Genomic DNA, 13,102 nt, shown 5'->3' with positions numbered 1-13,102 from the left:
CCGTGGGGGAGGTGGGGGGGGGTGGTGTCGCGTGGGGGAGGTGTGGGGGGGGGTGCTGTCGCGTGGGGGAGGTGTGGGGGGGTGGTGTCGCGTGGGGGAGGTGCGTGGGGTGGTGCCGCGCAAGGATGTATGGGTGTGGTGCCGCGGGGCTGTGGGCCGCCTGTCGTGGTGTGATGGCGCCGTGCCCCTGGAGATCGACGCCCTCGCCGTCGTGCTGCTGATCCTCGCCGGGCTGACGGCCGGCTGGGTCGACGCCGTCGTCGGGGGCGGTGGGCTCATCCAGCTCCCCGCGCTGCTCCTGGTGCCCGGGATCACGCCGGTCCAGGCGCTGGCGACCAACAAGGTCGGCTCGATCATGGGCACCTCGGTCAGCGCCCTGACCTATTACCGGCGCGTGGGCCCGGACCTGCGTACCGCGGCACCGATGGCGCTGGCGGCGTTCGGCACGGCCGTGGGCGGTGCCGCGGTCGCGAGCCGCATCCCCGCGCAGGCGTTCACCCCGATCATTCTCGTGGCGTGCGTCGTGGTCGCCGCCTGGATCCTGGCCCGGCCGAAGGTCGGCCGAGCCACCGAGCTGCGCTGGTCGGGCTACCGCCACGTGTGGACCGCTCTCGGCCTCGGGGCACTCATCGGTGCCTACGACGGGCTGCTCGGGCCCGGCACAGGGAGCTTCCTGGTCATCGCGCTCGTCGGCGTCCTCGGCTACGCGTTCCTGCCCGCGTCCGCGATCGCCAAGATCGTCAACTTCGCCACCAACCTCGGCGCGCTCGTCTTCTTCGTCCCCAACGGGGCCGTGATCTGGTCCCTCGGCGTGCTCGTCGGTGCCGCCAACCTCGTCGGCGGGTACATCGGCGCCCGCATGGCCGTAGCGCGCGGCAGCGGCTTCGTCCGGGTGATCTTCATCGTCGTGGTGGGCGCGCTCGTGATCCGCCTCGGCTGGCAGACGGTCCAGCAGTACTGGATCTGAGCCGCCGGTCCACCATGCGGCGCCCCTTCGTACCGCCCCGTGAGACGGGCCTACACTTGCCCGGTCAGCAGAGCGGGTGGCGTCGCACCCGACGCCGCGCGCCCCCCACACAGCCTCGGAGCAGCACGTGGCCCTCGTCGTCCAGAAGTTCGGTGGTTCCTCCGTCGCCGATGCCGCCGGCCTGCAGCGCGTCGCGGAGCGGATCGTCGAGACGAAGCGGGCGGGAGACGACGTCGTCGTCGTCGTCTCGGCCATGGGCGACACCACGGACGAGCTGCTCGACCTCGCTGCCCAGATCACCGACGACGCCCCCGCCCGTGAGATGGACATCCTCCTCACCGCCGGTGAGCGCATCTCCATGTCCCTGCTGGCGATGGCGATCGACAAGCTCGGCGTCCGTGCCCGCTCCTACACCGGCCAGCAGGCCGGCATGCGCACCGACACCCGCTACGGCAAGGCCTCGATCGTCGGTGTCGTGCCCGAGCGCATCACCCACGCGATCACGGACGGGCAGGTCGCGATCGTGGCCGGTTTCCAGGGCGTCAACGAGCTCAACGACGTCACCACGCTCGGCCGTGGCGGCTCGGACACCACCGCCGTCGCGCTCGCCGCCGCCCTGAAGGCGGACGTCTGCGAGATCTACTCCGACGTCGACGGCGTCTTCACCGCGGACCCGCGGGTGGCGTCCGCCGCCCGTAAGATCCATCACCTCACCTATGAGGAGACCCTTGAGCTCGCGGCAAACGGTGCGAAGATCCTGCACCTGCGCGCCGTGGAGTTCGCCCGCCGCTACAACGTGCCGCTCCACGTCCGCTCCTCGTTCTCGGACAAGGAAGGCACCTGGGTCACCGACGCCCACCCCGGCCAGGAGGAAGCAGCCATGGAAGAACCGATCATCTCCGGCGTCGTGCACGACCGGTCCCAGGGCAAGATCACCGTCGTCGGGGTCCACGACGTCCCCGGCGCAGCCGCCCACCTCTTCCAGGCCGTCGCCACCGCCGACGCGAACATCGACATGATCGTCCAGAACGTCTCCTCCGTGGCGACCGGGCTGACGGACATCTCCTTCACCCTCCCCGAGGCGGACACTGCCGCCACGCTGCGGGCCATCGAGGCAGCGAAGGACCGGCTGCAGTACGGCGAGCTGCGCTACGACGAGGAGATCGGCAAGCTCTCCCTGGTCGGTGCCGGCATGCGCTCGCACCCCGGCGTCTCCGCCAAGCTCTTCGGCGCCCTCGCGGACGCCGGCATCAACATCGAGATGATCTCGACCTCGGAGATCCGCATCTCCGTCGTCACCCGCGCACAGGATCTGGACACGGCCGTGCGTGCCGTCCACACCGCGTTCGACCTCGACGCGGAGGAGACCGAGGCCGTGGTCTACGGAGGGACAGGACGATGAACACCACCCCAGCAACAGCCCAGCGCGCCGTCGGCCGCACCGGCCTGACGCTCGCCGTCGTCGGTGCCACCGGCCAGGTCGGGGCCGTCATGCGCACCCTGCTCGCCGAGCGGGAGTTCCCGGCGACGACGGTGCGCTTCTTCTCCTCGGCACGTTCCGCCGGCAAGGTCCTGCTGTACCGCGGCCAGGACGTCGTCGTGGAGGACGTCGCGACGGCGGACCTCGCCGGCATCGACATCGCGGTGTTCTCCGCCGGTGGTGCCGCCTCGCGCGAGCACGCGCCGCGGTTCGCCGCGGCGGGCGCCGTCGTCGTGGACAACTCCTCGGCGTGGCGCAAGGACCCCGACGTGCCGCTCGTGGTCTCCGAGGTCAACCCGCACGCGCTCGCGAACCGGCCGAAGGGCATCATCGCCAACCCCAACTGCACCACGATGGCGGCCATGCCCGTGCTGAAGGTGCTCGACACCGAGGCCGGCCTCCAGCGGCTGATCGTCTCCACCTACCAGGCGGTCTCCGGCTCCGGGCTCGCCGGTGTGAAGGAGCTCGAGGGGCAGGTCCGTGCCGCCGTCGAGCAGGACATCACCCGGCTCACCACCGACGGTTCCGCGGTGACGATGCCGGCGCCCCAGAAGTACGTCGCCCCGATCGCGTTCGACGTCGTGGCGCTGGCCGGCGACCTCGTCGACGACGGTTCGGGTGAGACGGACGAGGAGCAGAAGCTCCGCAACGAGTCGCGCAAGATCCTCGAGCTGCCCGACCTCGCCGTCGCCGGCACGTGCGTGCGGGTGCCCGTCTTCACCGGCCACGCCCTGTCGATCAACGCCGAGTTCGCCCGCCCGCTCAGCCCCGAGCGGGCGACGGAGCTGCTGGCGGGCGCCCCCGGCGTGGAGCTGTCCGACGTGCCGACGCCGCTGCAGGCCGCCGGGGCGGACCCGAGCTTCGTGGGCCGCATCCGCACCGACCAGTCGGTACCCGGTGGCCGCGGCCTCGCGCTGTTCGTCGCCAACGACAACCTGCGCAAGGGGGCGGCGCTCAACACGATCCAGATCGCCGAGCTTCTCGCCGCGGAGCTCGTCAAGGCCTGACGCCCGGCTCGCTGCGGGTGTGCCCGAACGCCCCGCCGCGAACGGCGGGGGCGTTCGCACATCGGGCACCTGTTTCTCGGCACGACGCTGCCGGCCTTCCTGCCGCCGGGCATTCATCACCTCGAGGGCTCGAACGAGGCCGTCACCGATCTCGACGCCGGGGGGCCGGTCTCCGCGTGGCTCGGCGAATGCCTGCGCCGCGCCGTCGACCTCGAGCACCGGGCCGCCTTCCGGCGCTCCTTCGACGGCCTTGTCACCCTCGTCCGTGACCTCACCCAGGGGCCCGAACCGGGATCGTGACGCCGAGCCCGTGAACGCGTGGCGAACGGCTACCTGCCCTCAGGCCCGCGGCGCCAGGTGCCGCCGGACGAAGTCGAGCTGGCGGCGCAGCTGGGCGACCTCCTCGTCGTCGACCACGGAGCCGTGCCCGGCGCCGTAGGTGTACAGCTCGACCGCGCCGTCGCCGCGCACGGCCCGCAGCGTCCCGACGTAGGTGTGGATCTGCCCGACGGGGCAGCGCGGGTCATGCTCCCCGGCGGTGATCAGGACGGGTGCGCGCACGGCGGCGACGTAGGTCAGCGGGCTGGACTCGCGGTACCGCTGCGGCACCTCGGCCGGAGAACCCCCGAAGAGGGATCGGTCGAACGCCTGCAGGTCCGGCATCTCCGCCGCGTACGCGGTGACGTAGTCGGCCACCGGCACGTCCGCCAGCCCCACCGTCCACCGCTCCGGTTGGGTGCCCAGCCCGAGCAGGGTGAGGTACCCGCCCCAGGACGCCCCCGAGAGCACCGACCGGGCCGGGTCGACGACGCCGTCGGCGACGAGGGTGTCGTGCACCGCGGCGAGGTCCTCGAGCTCGGTGAGCCCGACCCGGCCCTCGATCGCGTCGCGCCAGGCGGCGCCGTAGCCGGTCGAGCCCCGGTAGTTGACGCTGACGACGGCGAAGCCGTGGTCCACCCAGGCGGCGAGCTGGGCGGAGAACGCGTCCGAGCGGTGCCACGCCGGCCCGCCATGCACGTCCATGACCACCGGGAAGGGCGCCGTGCCCGTCTCGGGCAGGCGCAGCAGGGCGTGCACCGGGCCACCGGGCCCGTCCGCCCACACGTCACGCACCGGCACCGACGGCGCCGCGCGCAGCCCCCGTACCGGCACGAGCTCCCGACCGGTGGTCGCCGAGACCACGGTGCGAGGCTGGGCGGCAGAGGACCAGCGCAGCCAGACGTCGCCGTCGGGCCGGGCGCCCGCCTCCGAGACGCTGCCGGTGGCCGGGCCGACCGGCGTCGTCGCCCCGGAACCGAGGTCGTGGCGGTACAGGCGTGTGCGCGCCTCGTGGTCGACGGCGACGAGCAGCGTGGCGGCGTCGGCATACCACGACCCCTCGGTCACCTCCCCCGGCAGCGGCGCACCGCCCGGGCCCCGGAGCACGACGTCGTGGACCTGCGCGGTGGCGAGATCCCACACCGCCAGCTCGGCGCGGCCGCGGCGCTCGTGCCCGATCAGCAGGCGCACGTCTCCGTCGCGCGGGGCGAAGTCCAGCGCGGTCAGCGCCTTGCCGGGGCCGTCGTCGAGGTCGGCGACCACGGCGCCGGTGTCCGAGCGCAGCACGCGCAGCGCGGGGTGACGGTTGTCCCCGCGCTCGGAATGCTCGACGGCGACGAGGTTCCCGTTGCGGGAGAGCGCGGCCGCCGCGGCGTCGTTCTCATGGGCATAGAGGAGGACGAGGCTCTGGGTGCCGGGCTCGGACCGGCCCACCACCACCTGGTGGATCGTGGTGCCGGTGTCCGTGGTGCGGCCGACGACGGCGGTCCCGTCCCGGGCGAGCAGCAGGCCGGAAGGGTAGGCGTCGGGCAGGTCGATCGGGTCGTCGAGGTCGTGGCCCGGCGGCGTGCCGAACCGCTGCCGGCGCCACCGGCCGAACTCATCGCCGTCGGTGTCGTCGAACCACCAGATCCAGCGGCCGTGCGGGTCGATGGTGCACTCCGTGGTGCCCTGCGCCCGGTCGGTGGCCTGGACCAGCCGGCCGGTGCCCGCGTCCCAGGAGTGGACCTGCAGCACGCCCCGCGCGGTGGCGACGACGACGGCCCGCTCGGGGGCGTACTCCGCCCACTCGGGCAGCTCGACCTGGTGCGCGCGCAGGCGCAGCTCCCAGACGGGCGGGGGCCAGCCTCCGGCCGGATCGGTGTCCATGGTCGAAGCCTAGATCGGCCTGCGGGTGTCCCCGGACGAGGCGGTGAGGCCCGGGCCCGCCGTCGGGTTCGGCGGCCCAGCGCGCACCCGAGGCCGGGGGCAGCGGGCGAAGCAGCGGCCCGTCGCCGGGCCGCGCGGGCGCGGTGCGAGGTCAGACGATGCCGGTCGTCCCGAGCAGGGTGCCGACGAGGTAGGTCGCGGCGAGCGCCAGCGCACCTCCGACGACGACGCGCGTCGCGGCGCGCAGGTGGGAACCGCCGCCGATCCATGCGGCGGTCGTCCCGGTGATCGCGAGCGCCACGAGTGTCGCGGCGAACGTGATCGGGATCCGGACCGCCTCGGGTGGGAGCAGGATCGCGAGCATCGGCAGGATCGCGCCGATGGTGAACGCCACGGCCGAGGCGACGGCGGCGACCCACGGGCTCGCGACGTCGTCGGCGTCGAGGTTCAGCTTGGCGTGCAGATGCGCCCCGAGTGCGTCGCGGTCGGTGAACTCCGCCGCGACCTGGTGCGCCGTCGCCGGCGAGAGGCCCCGGTCCTCGTAGATCTGGGCGAGTGCGTCGAGCTCACGCTCCGGGTTCTCGGCGAGCGCCTCGCGCTCGCGGGCGACGAGGCTCTGCTCCGCATCGCGCTGGCTGGAGACCGACACGTACTCGCCGAGGGCCATGGAGACGGCACCGCCGATGACGGCGGCGAGGCCGGCCGTGAGGATGGCGGGCGTGGACGGGGTGGCGCCCGCGACGCCGACGACGACGGCCGCGGTGGACACGATGCCGTCGTTCGCGCCGAGGACGCCGGCACGCAGGCCGTTGAGACGCTGGCCCAGCTTGGCCGGCTCCGGCGTCGGGTGCTCGTGCCGGTGCCCGTCGGCGACCTGGCTCGGGTCCGCCTGGGGGGCACCGCGTGCCTCATACCCGTGGGACACGCGCGGTGATGGTCCGCTCATGACAGCGAGGTAATCACTGTACCGGGCCGCTCGCAACGAAGGCGAGGATGCCCTCATCGGGGCGAAATGACCGGATTCGCGTCGGCCGTGACGTTCCCGGGACCCCGGTGGGGCACGGACACCTGGCCGGCATCGAGTGCCGGATCGGACTCGGGCCAAAGCGTGGCGGGAAGCACACTGTCTTGCTAGCGTGAGGGCACTGCCAGGCCCGGCGCACAGCTCGCGAGGAGGCGGCGCGTCGGGATCATCACCGCTAGATGATTTCGAGTCGGTCGACGCTGACCGGCGGGAAGCCGGTCTTGATGAGCGTGACGATGAACAGCAGGCTGACAGACGCGTTGATCAGCACACGTCGGTTCTTCACCCCGAAGCAGACGGTCTCCCCGGACGGACGCACCCTGCTCAAGGTCGGTGGCCGGTCCGGTGACTCCTTCTACCGGGATCGGTGGAGCCACGAGAAGGTCGTCCGATCCACGCACGGCGTCAACTGCACCGGCTCGTGCTCATGGAATGTCTATGTCAAGGACGGGATCATCACCTGGGAGACCCAGGCGGTGGACTATCCGACGACCGGCCCGGACAAGCCGGAGTACGAGCCGAGGGGATGCCCCCGCGGTGCGTCGTTCTCCTGGTACACCTACTCCCCGACCCGCACCAGGTATCCGTACATCCGTGGTGTGCTGCTGGAGATGTACCGAGAGGCCAAGGCCCGGTTGAGCGATCCCGTCCTCGCGTGGGCGGACATCACCGAGGACCCGGAGCGGGCGGCCCGCTACAAGCGCGCCCGCGGGAAGGGCGGGCTGGTCCGCGCCTCGTGGGACGAGGCCATCGAGATCGTCGCGGCCGCGCACGTGCACACGATCCGCAAGTGGGGACCCGACCGCGTCGCCGGATTCTCCCCCATCCCGGCGATGTCGATGGTCTCGCACGCCTCGGGTGCGCGCTTCGTCAATCTCATCGGTGGGTCGATGCTCAGCTTCTACGACTGGTACGCCGACATGCCGGTCGCCTCCCCCCAGGTGTTCGGTGACCAGACCGACGTCCCCGAGTCCGGCGACTGGTGGGATGCCAGCTACTTGATGATCTGGGGCACCAACGTCCCGGTGACCCGGACGCCCGATGCGCACTGGATGGTGGAGGCGCGCTACCGGGGGCAGAAGGTCGTCGTCGTCTCACCCGACTTCGCCGACAGCACGAAGTTCGCCGACGAGTGGCTCCCTGCGGAGCCCGGCACCGATGGGGCGTTGGCGATGGCGATGGGCCACGTCATCCTCAAGGAGTTCTACGTCGATCGCCAGACGCCGTACTTCACCCAGTACGTGAAGAAGTTCAGCGACCTGCCGTTCCTGGTCACGCTCGACGCCGCCCAGGATGCCGGCGGCGAGACCACCCACACGGCCGGCAAGTTCCTCACCGCCGCGGATCTGTCCGACGAGATCGAACCCGAAGCAGAGAACGCAGCGTTCAAGCCGGTGCTGGTGGACGCGACCACCGACCGGCTGATGGTCCCGCCTGGCACGCTCGGGCACCGCTACGGCGAGACGGGAGAGGGGAAGTGGAACCTGGACCTGGGTGACATCGATCCGCGGCTGTCGTTGCTCGACGGCGCCGAGGTCACCGTCCCGGTCGACATGCCCCGATTCGATGCCGGGCAGGGCAATGTGGGAGCCATCCGCCGGGGTGTTCCCGCGCGCCGGGTGGCCGGACGGCTGGTGACCACCGTCTTCGACCTCCTGCTGGCGCAGTACGGCGTCGGGCGGCCCGGGCTCCCGGGCGAGTGGCCCACCGGCTACGACGACGCGGCGTCGCCGTACACCCCGGCCTGGCAGGCGGCGATCACCGGCGTCACGGCCGAGGCGGCAGAGCGGATCGGCCGCGAGTTCGGGCAGAACGCCGTGGACTCCAAGGGCCGTTCGATGATCCTCATGGGAGCCGGGACCAACCACTGGTTCCACTCCGACACCATCTACCGGACGTTCCTCGCGCTGACCACGATCACCGGGTGCCAAGGGGTGAACGGTGGCGGGTGGGCGCACTATGTCGGCCAGGAGAAGGTGCGGCCGCTCACCGGCTACACCCAGCTGGCCAACGCGCTGGACTGGCTGCGCCCCCCGCGGAACATGATCCAGACGGCGTACTGGTACCTGCACACCGACCAGTTCCGCTACGACCAGTTCGGCGCCGACACGCTCACGGCCCGGACCGGCAAGGGCCAGCTGGCCGGCAAGACGACCGCCGACGTCATCGCTCAGTCCGCTCGGCTGGGCTGGATGCCCTCCTACCCGACGTTCGACCGCAACCCGCTGGTCATCAGCGCCCAGGCGCGCGAAGCGGGCAAGAGCGCCAAGGACTACGTGGTGGAAGAGCTCAAAGCCGGACGGCTCAAGTTCGCGGCCGAGGACCCGGACGCGCCGGAGAACTTTCCCCGGGTGCTCTCCCTGTGGCGCTCCAACCTGTTCGGCTCGTCCGCCAAGGGCAACGAGTACTTCCTCAACCACCTCCTCGGGGCGTCGCACGCCATCAGCGCGCAGGAGACCACGGAACGGCATCGACCCAAGGAAGTCACCTGGCACGCCGAGGCGCCAACCGGCAAGCTCGACCTGCTCACCACGCTCGACTTCCGGATGACGAGTTCCACCCTGCTCTCGGACATCGTGCTGCCCGCGGCGACCTGGTATGAGAAATACGATCTGTCGACCACCGACATGCACCCCTTCGTCAACTCGTTCAACCCGGCGATCTCCCCTCCGTGGCAGTCACGGACCGACTGGGATGCCTGGCAGCAGATCTCCCGCGTCTTCAGCCGGCTGGCGGTCCGACATCTGGGCAAGCAGACGGACGTCGTCGCCGTGCCGCTGACCCACGACACGCCCGACGCGATGGCGGCACCGCACGGCCGGGTGTTGGACTGGAAGTACGGCGACTGCGAGCCGATCCCCGGTGTGACCATGCCGAAGATCATCGAGGTCGAGCGCGACTACACCGCCGTGGGCGACATGATGCGGGCCGTGGGGCCGCTCATGGACACCCTGGGTGCGACGACGAAGGGGATCACCTACGACCTCACCCGTGAGGTCGGCGAACTCAAGGAGAAGAACGGTTTCGTGCGGGGTGGCGTCGCCGACGGCCGGCCGGACATCCTGCACGACTTCCAGGCGTGCGAGATGATCCTGATGTTCTCCGGCACGACCAACGGACACCTCGCCACGCAGGGTTTCAAGACGCTCGAGAAGCGCACCGGTCGCCGGCTGAGCGACCTCTCTGTGGAGAACGAGGGGCACCGGGTCACCTTCGCCGACACCCAGCGCGGACCAGCGCCGGTGATCACGTCACCGGAGTGGTCCGGGTCCGAGACCGGGGGACGTCGGTACTCGCCGTTCACGATCAATGTCGAGCGGCTGAAACCATGGCACACCCTGACCGGCCGGATGCACTTCTACCTCGATCATGACTGGATGACCGAGCTCGGCGAGGGGCTGCCGACGTTCCGCCCACCGCTGGACATGACCGCCCTGTTCGACGAACCGACGATCGGGGACACCCCCTCCGGGGGCATCTCGGTCCGCTACCTGACACCGCACAACAAGTGGTCGATCCACTCCGAGTACCAGGACAACCTGCTCATGCTCTCGCTCTTCCGGGGTGGCCCGGGAATCTGGATGAGCCCGCAGGACGCCGAGAAGATCGGCGTTCGGGACAACGAGTGGATCGAGGCGGTCAACCGCAACGGGGTGGTCAACGCGCGAGCGGTGATCTCCCACCGGATGCCCGAGGGCACCGTGTACATGTACCACTCCCAGGACCGGCTCATCGATATGCCGCTGTCCGAGACGACAGGCGAGCGGGGCGGGAACCACAACTCGCTGACCCGGCTGATGATCAAACCCACCCACATGGTCGGCGGGTACGCCCAGCAGACCTTCGCCTTCAACTACATGGGCCCGACGGGCAACCAGCGCGATGAAGTCACCGTGATTCGTCGCCGCAACCAGGAGGTGACCTACTGATGCGGGTCATGGCGCAGATGGCGATGGTGATGAACCTCGACAAGTGCATCGGCTGCCACACCTGTTCGGTCACCTGCAAGCAGGTGTGGACGAACAGGTCGGGTGCCGAGCACATCTGGTTCAACAACGTGGAGACCCGACCCGGCCAGGGGTATCCGCGCACCTATGAGGATCAGGAGAGATGGAAGGGCGGCTGGACCCTGACGAAGCAGGGCAAGCTCAAGCTGAAGGCGGGCGGCCGGTTGAAGAACCTCGCCACCATCTTCGCAGCCCCGTACCTGCCGGGGATCAAGGACTACTACGAGCCCTGGACCTACGACTACGAGAACCTCACGACCGCCCCGGCGCAGGACCACATGCCGGTGGCGCGGCCCAAGTCGCTGCTCACCGGCGAGGACACCAAGGTCACCTGGTCCTCCAACTGGGACGACGACCTCGCCGGCACGGTCGAGCACGGGCACAACGACCCGATCCTGAAGAAGGTGAGTGACAAGATCAAGCTCGAGTACGAGCAGACCTTCATGTTCTACCTGCCGCGGATCTGCGAGCACTGCCTCAACCCGTCCTGCGTCGCGTCCTGCCCGACCGGCGCGATCTACAAGCGGGCCGAGGACGGCATCGTCCTGGTCGACCAGGACCGGTGCCGCGGTTGGCGGCAGTGCGTGACGGGTTGCCCGTACAAGAAGATGTACTTCAACCACAAGACCGGCAAGGTGGAGAAGTGCACCTTCTGCTACCCCCGGATCGAGGTGGGTCAGCCGACCATCTGCTCGGAGACCTGCGTGGGACGTCTCCGGTACCTGGGTCTGATGCTGTACGACGCCGACCGCGTGCTGGAAGCCGCCTCGACGCCGGATGAGCACGGGCTGTACGAGGCCCAGCGGGGAGTCCTCCTCGACCCGAACGACCCAGCAGTCATCCGCGAGGCGCTCGCGGCCGACATCCCCGCGGACTGGATCGACGCCGCCCGCCGCTCACCCATCTGGGCACTGATCAACAAGTACAAGGTCGCGCTGCCGCTGCACCCCGAGTATCGGACCATGCCGATGGTCTGGTACATCCCGCCGCTGTCCCCGGTCGTCGATGCCGTCAGCGAGACCGGTGAGGACGGTGAGCGTCAGGAGAACCTGTTCGCCGCCATCGACCGGCTGCGGATCCCGATCGAGTACCTTGCCGAGCTGTTCACGGCCGGGGACACCGCGCCGATCGACGAGGTGCTGCGCAAGCTCGCCGCGATGCGCTCCTACATGCGCGATATCAACATGGGCTGGGAGGCGGACGAGGCGATCGCCGAATCGGTGGGGATGACCGGCCAGGAGGTGAAGGACATGTACCGCCTGCTGGCGATCGCCAAGTACGACGAGCGGTACGTCATCCCGCCGGCGCACTACGAAGAGGCGCACAAGCTGGAGAACATCGCCACCGAGTGCTCTCTCGACGTCGATGGCGGACCGGGTATGGGCGGCATGGGTGGGATGGATGATTCGTTCGCCGAGCGCCCGGCCAGGGGTGGTGGATCCCCGGCAGTTCGGTCGCGTCCGGAGGGTGTGCGGATCAACCTGTTGAACTGGGACGGGCGCGGCACCCCGGAGGGGCTCTTCCCGGACCCGACCGACGCATCCGCGGCGCCGAACGGCACGGTGGGTCAGTCATGACGCCGCGAGTCCCGACCCTGAAGTACTCCGAAGACGTCCTCGCCCGTACCTGGCAGTCCGCGTCGATGCTGTTGGAGTACCCCGACGAGGAGCTCCTGGCCCGGATGGATCTGCTCACCGAGGTGGCCGACAGCCTGCCGGTCACGCTCGGCGCCGGACTGCGAGCGACGATCGACCACCTGCTCAGGCAGCCGCTGCAGGTCTCGGAGAGCGACTACGTCGACACGTTCGACAACCGCCGACGAGGCTGTCTCTTCCTCACCTACTTCTCCAACGGGGAGACGCGGAAGCGCGGTCTCGCACTGCTCCGGATCAAGCAGGAGTACATCCGGGCCGGTCTCGAGCTCACCGAAGACCAGCTCCCTGACCACCTGTGCGTCGTGCTCGAGTTCGCGGCGACCACCGATCAACGCGCCGGCCTGAAGATGCTGCTGGACAACCGGGCGGGGCTCGAGCTCCTGCGCCTGCACCTGACGGACATCGGCTCCCCGTGGGGTGGCGCGCTGGAAGCGGTGTGCGCCACGTTGCCACCGCTCAGAGGCAAGGATCGTGACGCCGTCCAGCGCCTGATCGCCGAAGGGCCCGCTGAGGAGCAGGTCGGCTTGCATCCTTACGGGATACCAGAACTGGCACCGACACCCGGAGGCGTGTGATGGGCAGTTTCCTGGATCTGTTCCTGTGGCTGATCTTCCCCTACGTCGCTCTGACGATCTTCGTCGCCGGCCATGTCTGGCGGTACATGTACGACAAGTTCGGCTGGACGTCGCGGTCGAGTCAGATGTACGAGAGGGACATCTTGCGGTGGGCCAACCCGATGTTCCACTTCGGCATCCTGGCCGTCTTCCTCGGCCAC

9 protein-coding genes are annotated in these 13,102 nt (G+C 70.0%); 7 read left to right on the top strand and 2 right to left on the bottom strand.

Annotated elements, in window-relative coordinates; translation table 11 throughout:
- The first annotated feature begins 181 nt into the window (after positions 1-181).
- From ACYC1Z_RS10885 to ACYC1Z_RS10875, 3 genes are all read left to right on the top strand, one after another.
- Positions 182-967 (top strand): sulfite exporter TauE/SafE family protein, encoded by a 786-nt coding sequence (locus ACYC1Z_RS10885; RefSeq protein WP_461409547.1) that lies wholly within the window; start codon positions 182-184, stop codon positions 965-967.
- Between the two features lie 127 nt (positions 968-1,094).
- A complete protein-coding gene (locus ACYC1Z_RS10880; RefSeq protein WP_461409546.1) occupies positions 1,095-2,369 on the top strand; it encodes an aspartate kinase in 1,275 nt (424 codons plus the stop codon).
- Positions 2,366-3,454 (top strand): aspartate-semialdehyde dehydrogenase, encoded by a 1,089-nt coding sequence (locus ACYC1Z_RS10875; RefSeq protein ID WP_461409545.1) that lies wholly within the window; start codon positions 2,366-2,368, stop codon positions 3,452-3,454. The genes ACYC1Z_RS10880 and ACYC1Z_RS10875 overlap by 4 nt, the downstream gene beginning before the upstream one ends.
- A gap of 339 nt (positions 3,455-3,793) precedes the next feature.
- Here the strand turns inward: ACYC1Z_RS10875 and ACYC1Z_RS10870 are convergent, their stop codons facing one another.
- Both ACYC1Z_RS10870 and ACYC1Z_RS10865 read right to left on the bottom strand, forming a co-directional pair.
- Complete coding sequence (locus tag ACYC1Z_RS10870) at positions 3,794-5,641, bottom strand: alpha/beta hydrolase family protein (protein WP_461409544.1); 1,848 nt, start codon at positions 5,639-5,641, stop codon at positions 3,794-3,796.
- A 151-nt stretch (positions 5,642-5,792) separates the two neighbouring features.
- Positions 5,793-6,587: a VIT1/CCC1 transporter family protein gene (locus ACYC1Z_RS10865; RefSeq protein WP_461409543.1), complete on the bottom strand. Its 795-nt coding sequence runs from the start codon at positions 6,585-6,587 to the stop codon at positions 5,793-5,795.
- Between the two features lie 302 nt (positions 6,588-6,889).
- Between ACYC1Z_RS10865 and ACYC1Z_RS10860 the strand changes: the two genes are divergently transcribed.
- The 4 genes from ACYC1Z_RS10860 to ACYC1Z_RS10845 all read left to right on the top strand — a co-directional run.
- On the top strand, positions 6,890-10,594 hold the full coding sequence (locus ACYC1Z_RS10860; RefSeq protein WP_461409542.1) for a nitrate reductase subunit alpha: 3,705 nt from the start codon (positions 6,890-6,892) through the stop codon (positions 10,592-10,594).
- Positions 10,594-12,249, top strand: coding sequence for a nitrate reductase subunit beta (gene narH, locus ACYC1Z_RS10855; protein WP_461409541.1), 1,656 nt, complete (start codon positions 10,594-10,596; stop codon positions 12,247-12,249). Before ACYC1Z_RS10860 ends, narH begins: the two co-directional genes overlap by 1 nt.
- The gene (gene narJ / locus ACYC1Z_RS10850) at positions 12,246-12,902 is read left to right on the top strand and encodes a nitrate reductase molybdenum cofactor assembly chaperone (RefSeq protein ID WP_461409540.1); all 657 of its coding nucleotides are present in this window, start codon (positions 12,246-12,248) and stop codon (positions 12,900-12,902) included. The genes narH and narJ overlap by 4 nt, the downstream gene beginning before the upstream one ends.
- The coding region (locus ACYC1Z_RS10845) for a respiratory nitrate reductase subunit gamma (protein ID WP_461409539.1) at positions 12,902-13,102 on the top strand (201 nt) is incomplete at its 3' end. The genes narJ and ACYC1Z_RS10845, both read left to right, overlap by 1 nt.

It is taken from the genome of Georgenia sp. (assembly GCF_054605595.1).
The sequence above is the reverse complement of the archived record's forward strand: the minus strand, read 5'-3'. Positions and strand labels throughout refer to the sequence as shown.

What these genes read in the sequence shown, in the direction of transcription:
- ACYC1Z_RS10870 (WP_461409544.1), bottom strand. Translation starts at nt 5,641, where the DNA reads ATGGACACCGATCCGGCCGGAGGCTGGCCCCCGCCCGTCTGGGAGCTG.
- narJ (WP_461409540.1), top strand. Translation starts at nt 12,246, where the DNA reads ATGACGCCGCGAGTCCCGACCCTGAAGTACTCCGAAGACGTCCTCGCC.
- narH (WP_461409541.1), top strand. Translation starts at nt 10,594, where the DNA reads ATGCGGGTCATGGCGCAGATGGCGATGGTGATGAACCTCGACAAGTGC.
- ACYC1Z_RS10865 (WP_461409543.1), bottom strand. Translation starts at nt 6,587, where the DNA reads ATGAGCGGACCATCACCGCGCGTGTCCCACGGGTATGAGGCACGCGGT.
- ACYC1Z_RS10860 (WP_461409542.1), top strand. Translation starts at nt 6,890, where the DNA reads ATGAGCGTGACGATGAACAGCAGGCTGACAGACGCGTTGATCAGCACA.
- ACYC1Z_RS10875 (WP_461409545.1), top strand. Translation starts at nt 2,366, where the DNA reads ATGAACACCACCCCAGCAACAGCCCAGCGCGCCGTCGGCCGCACCGGC.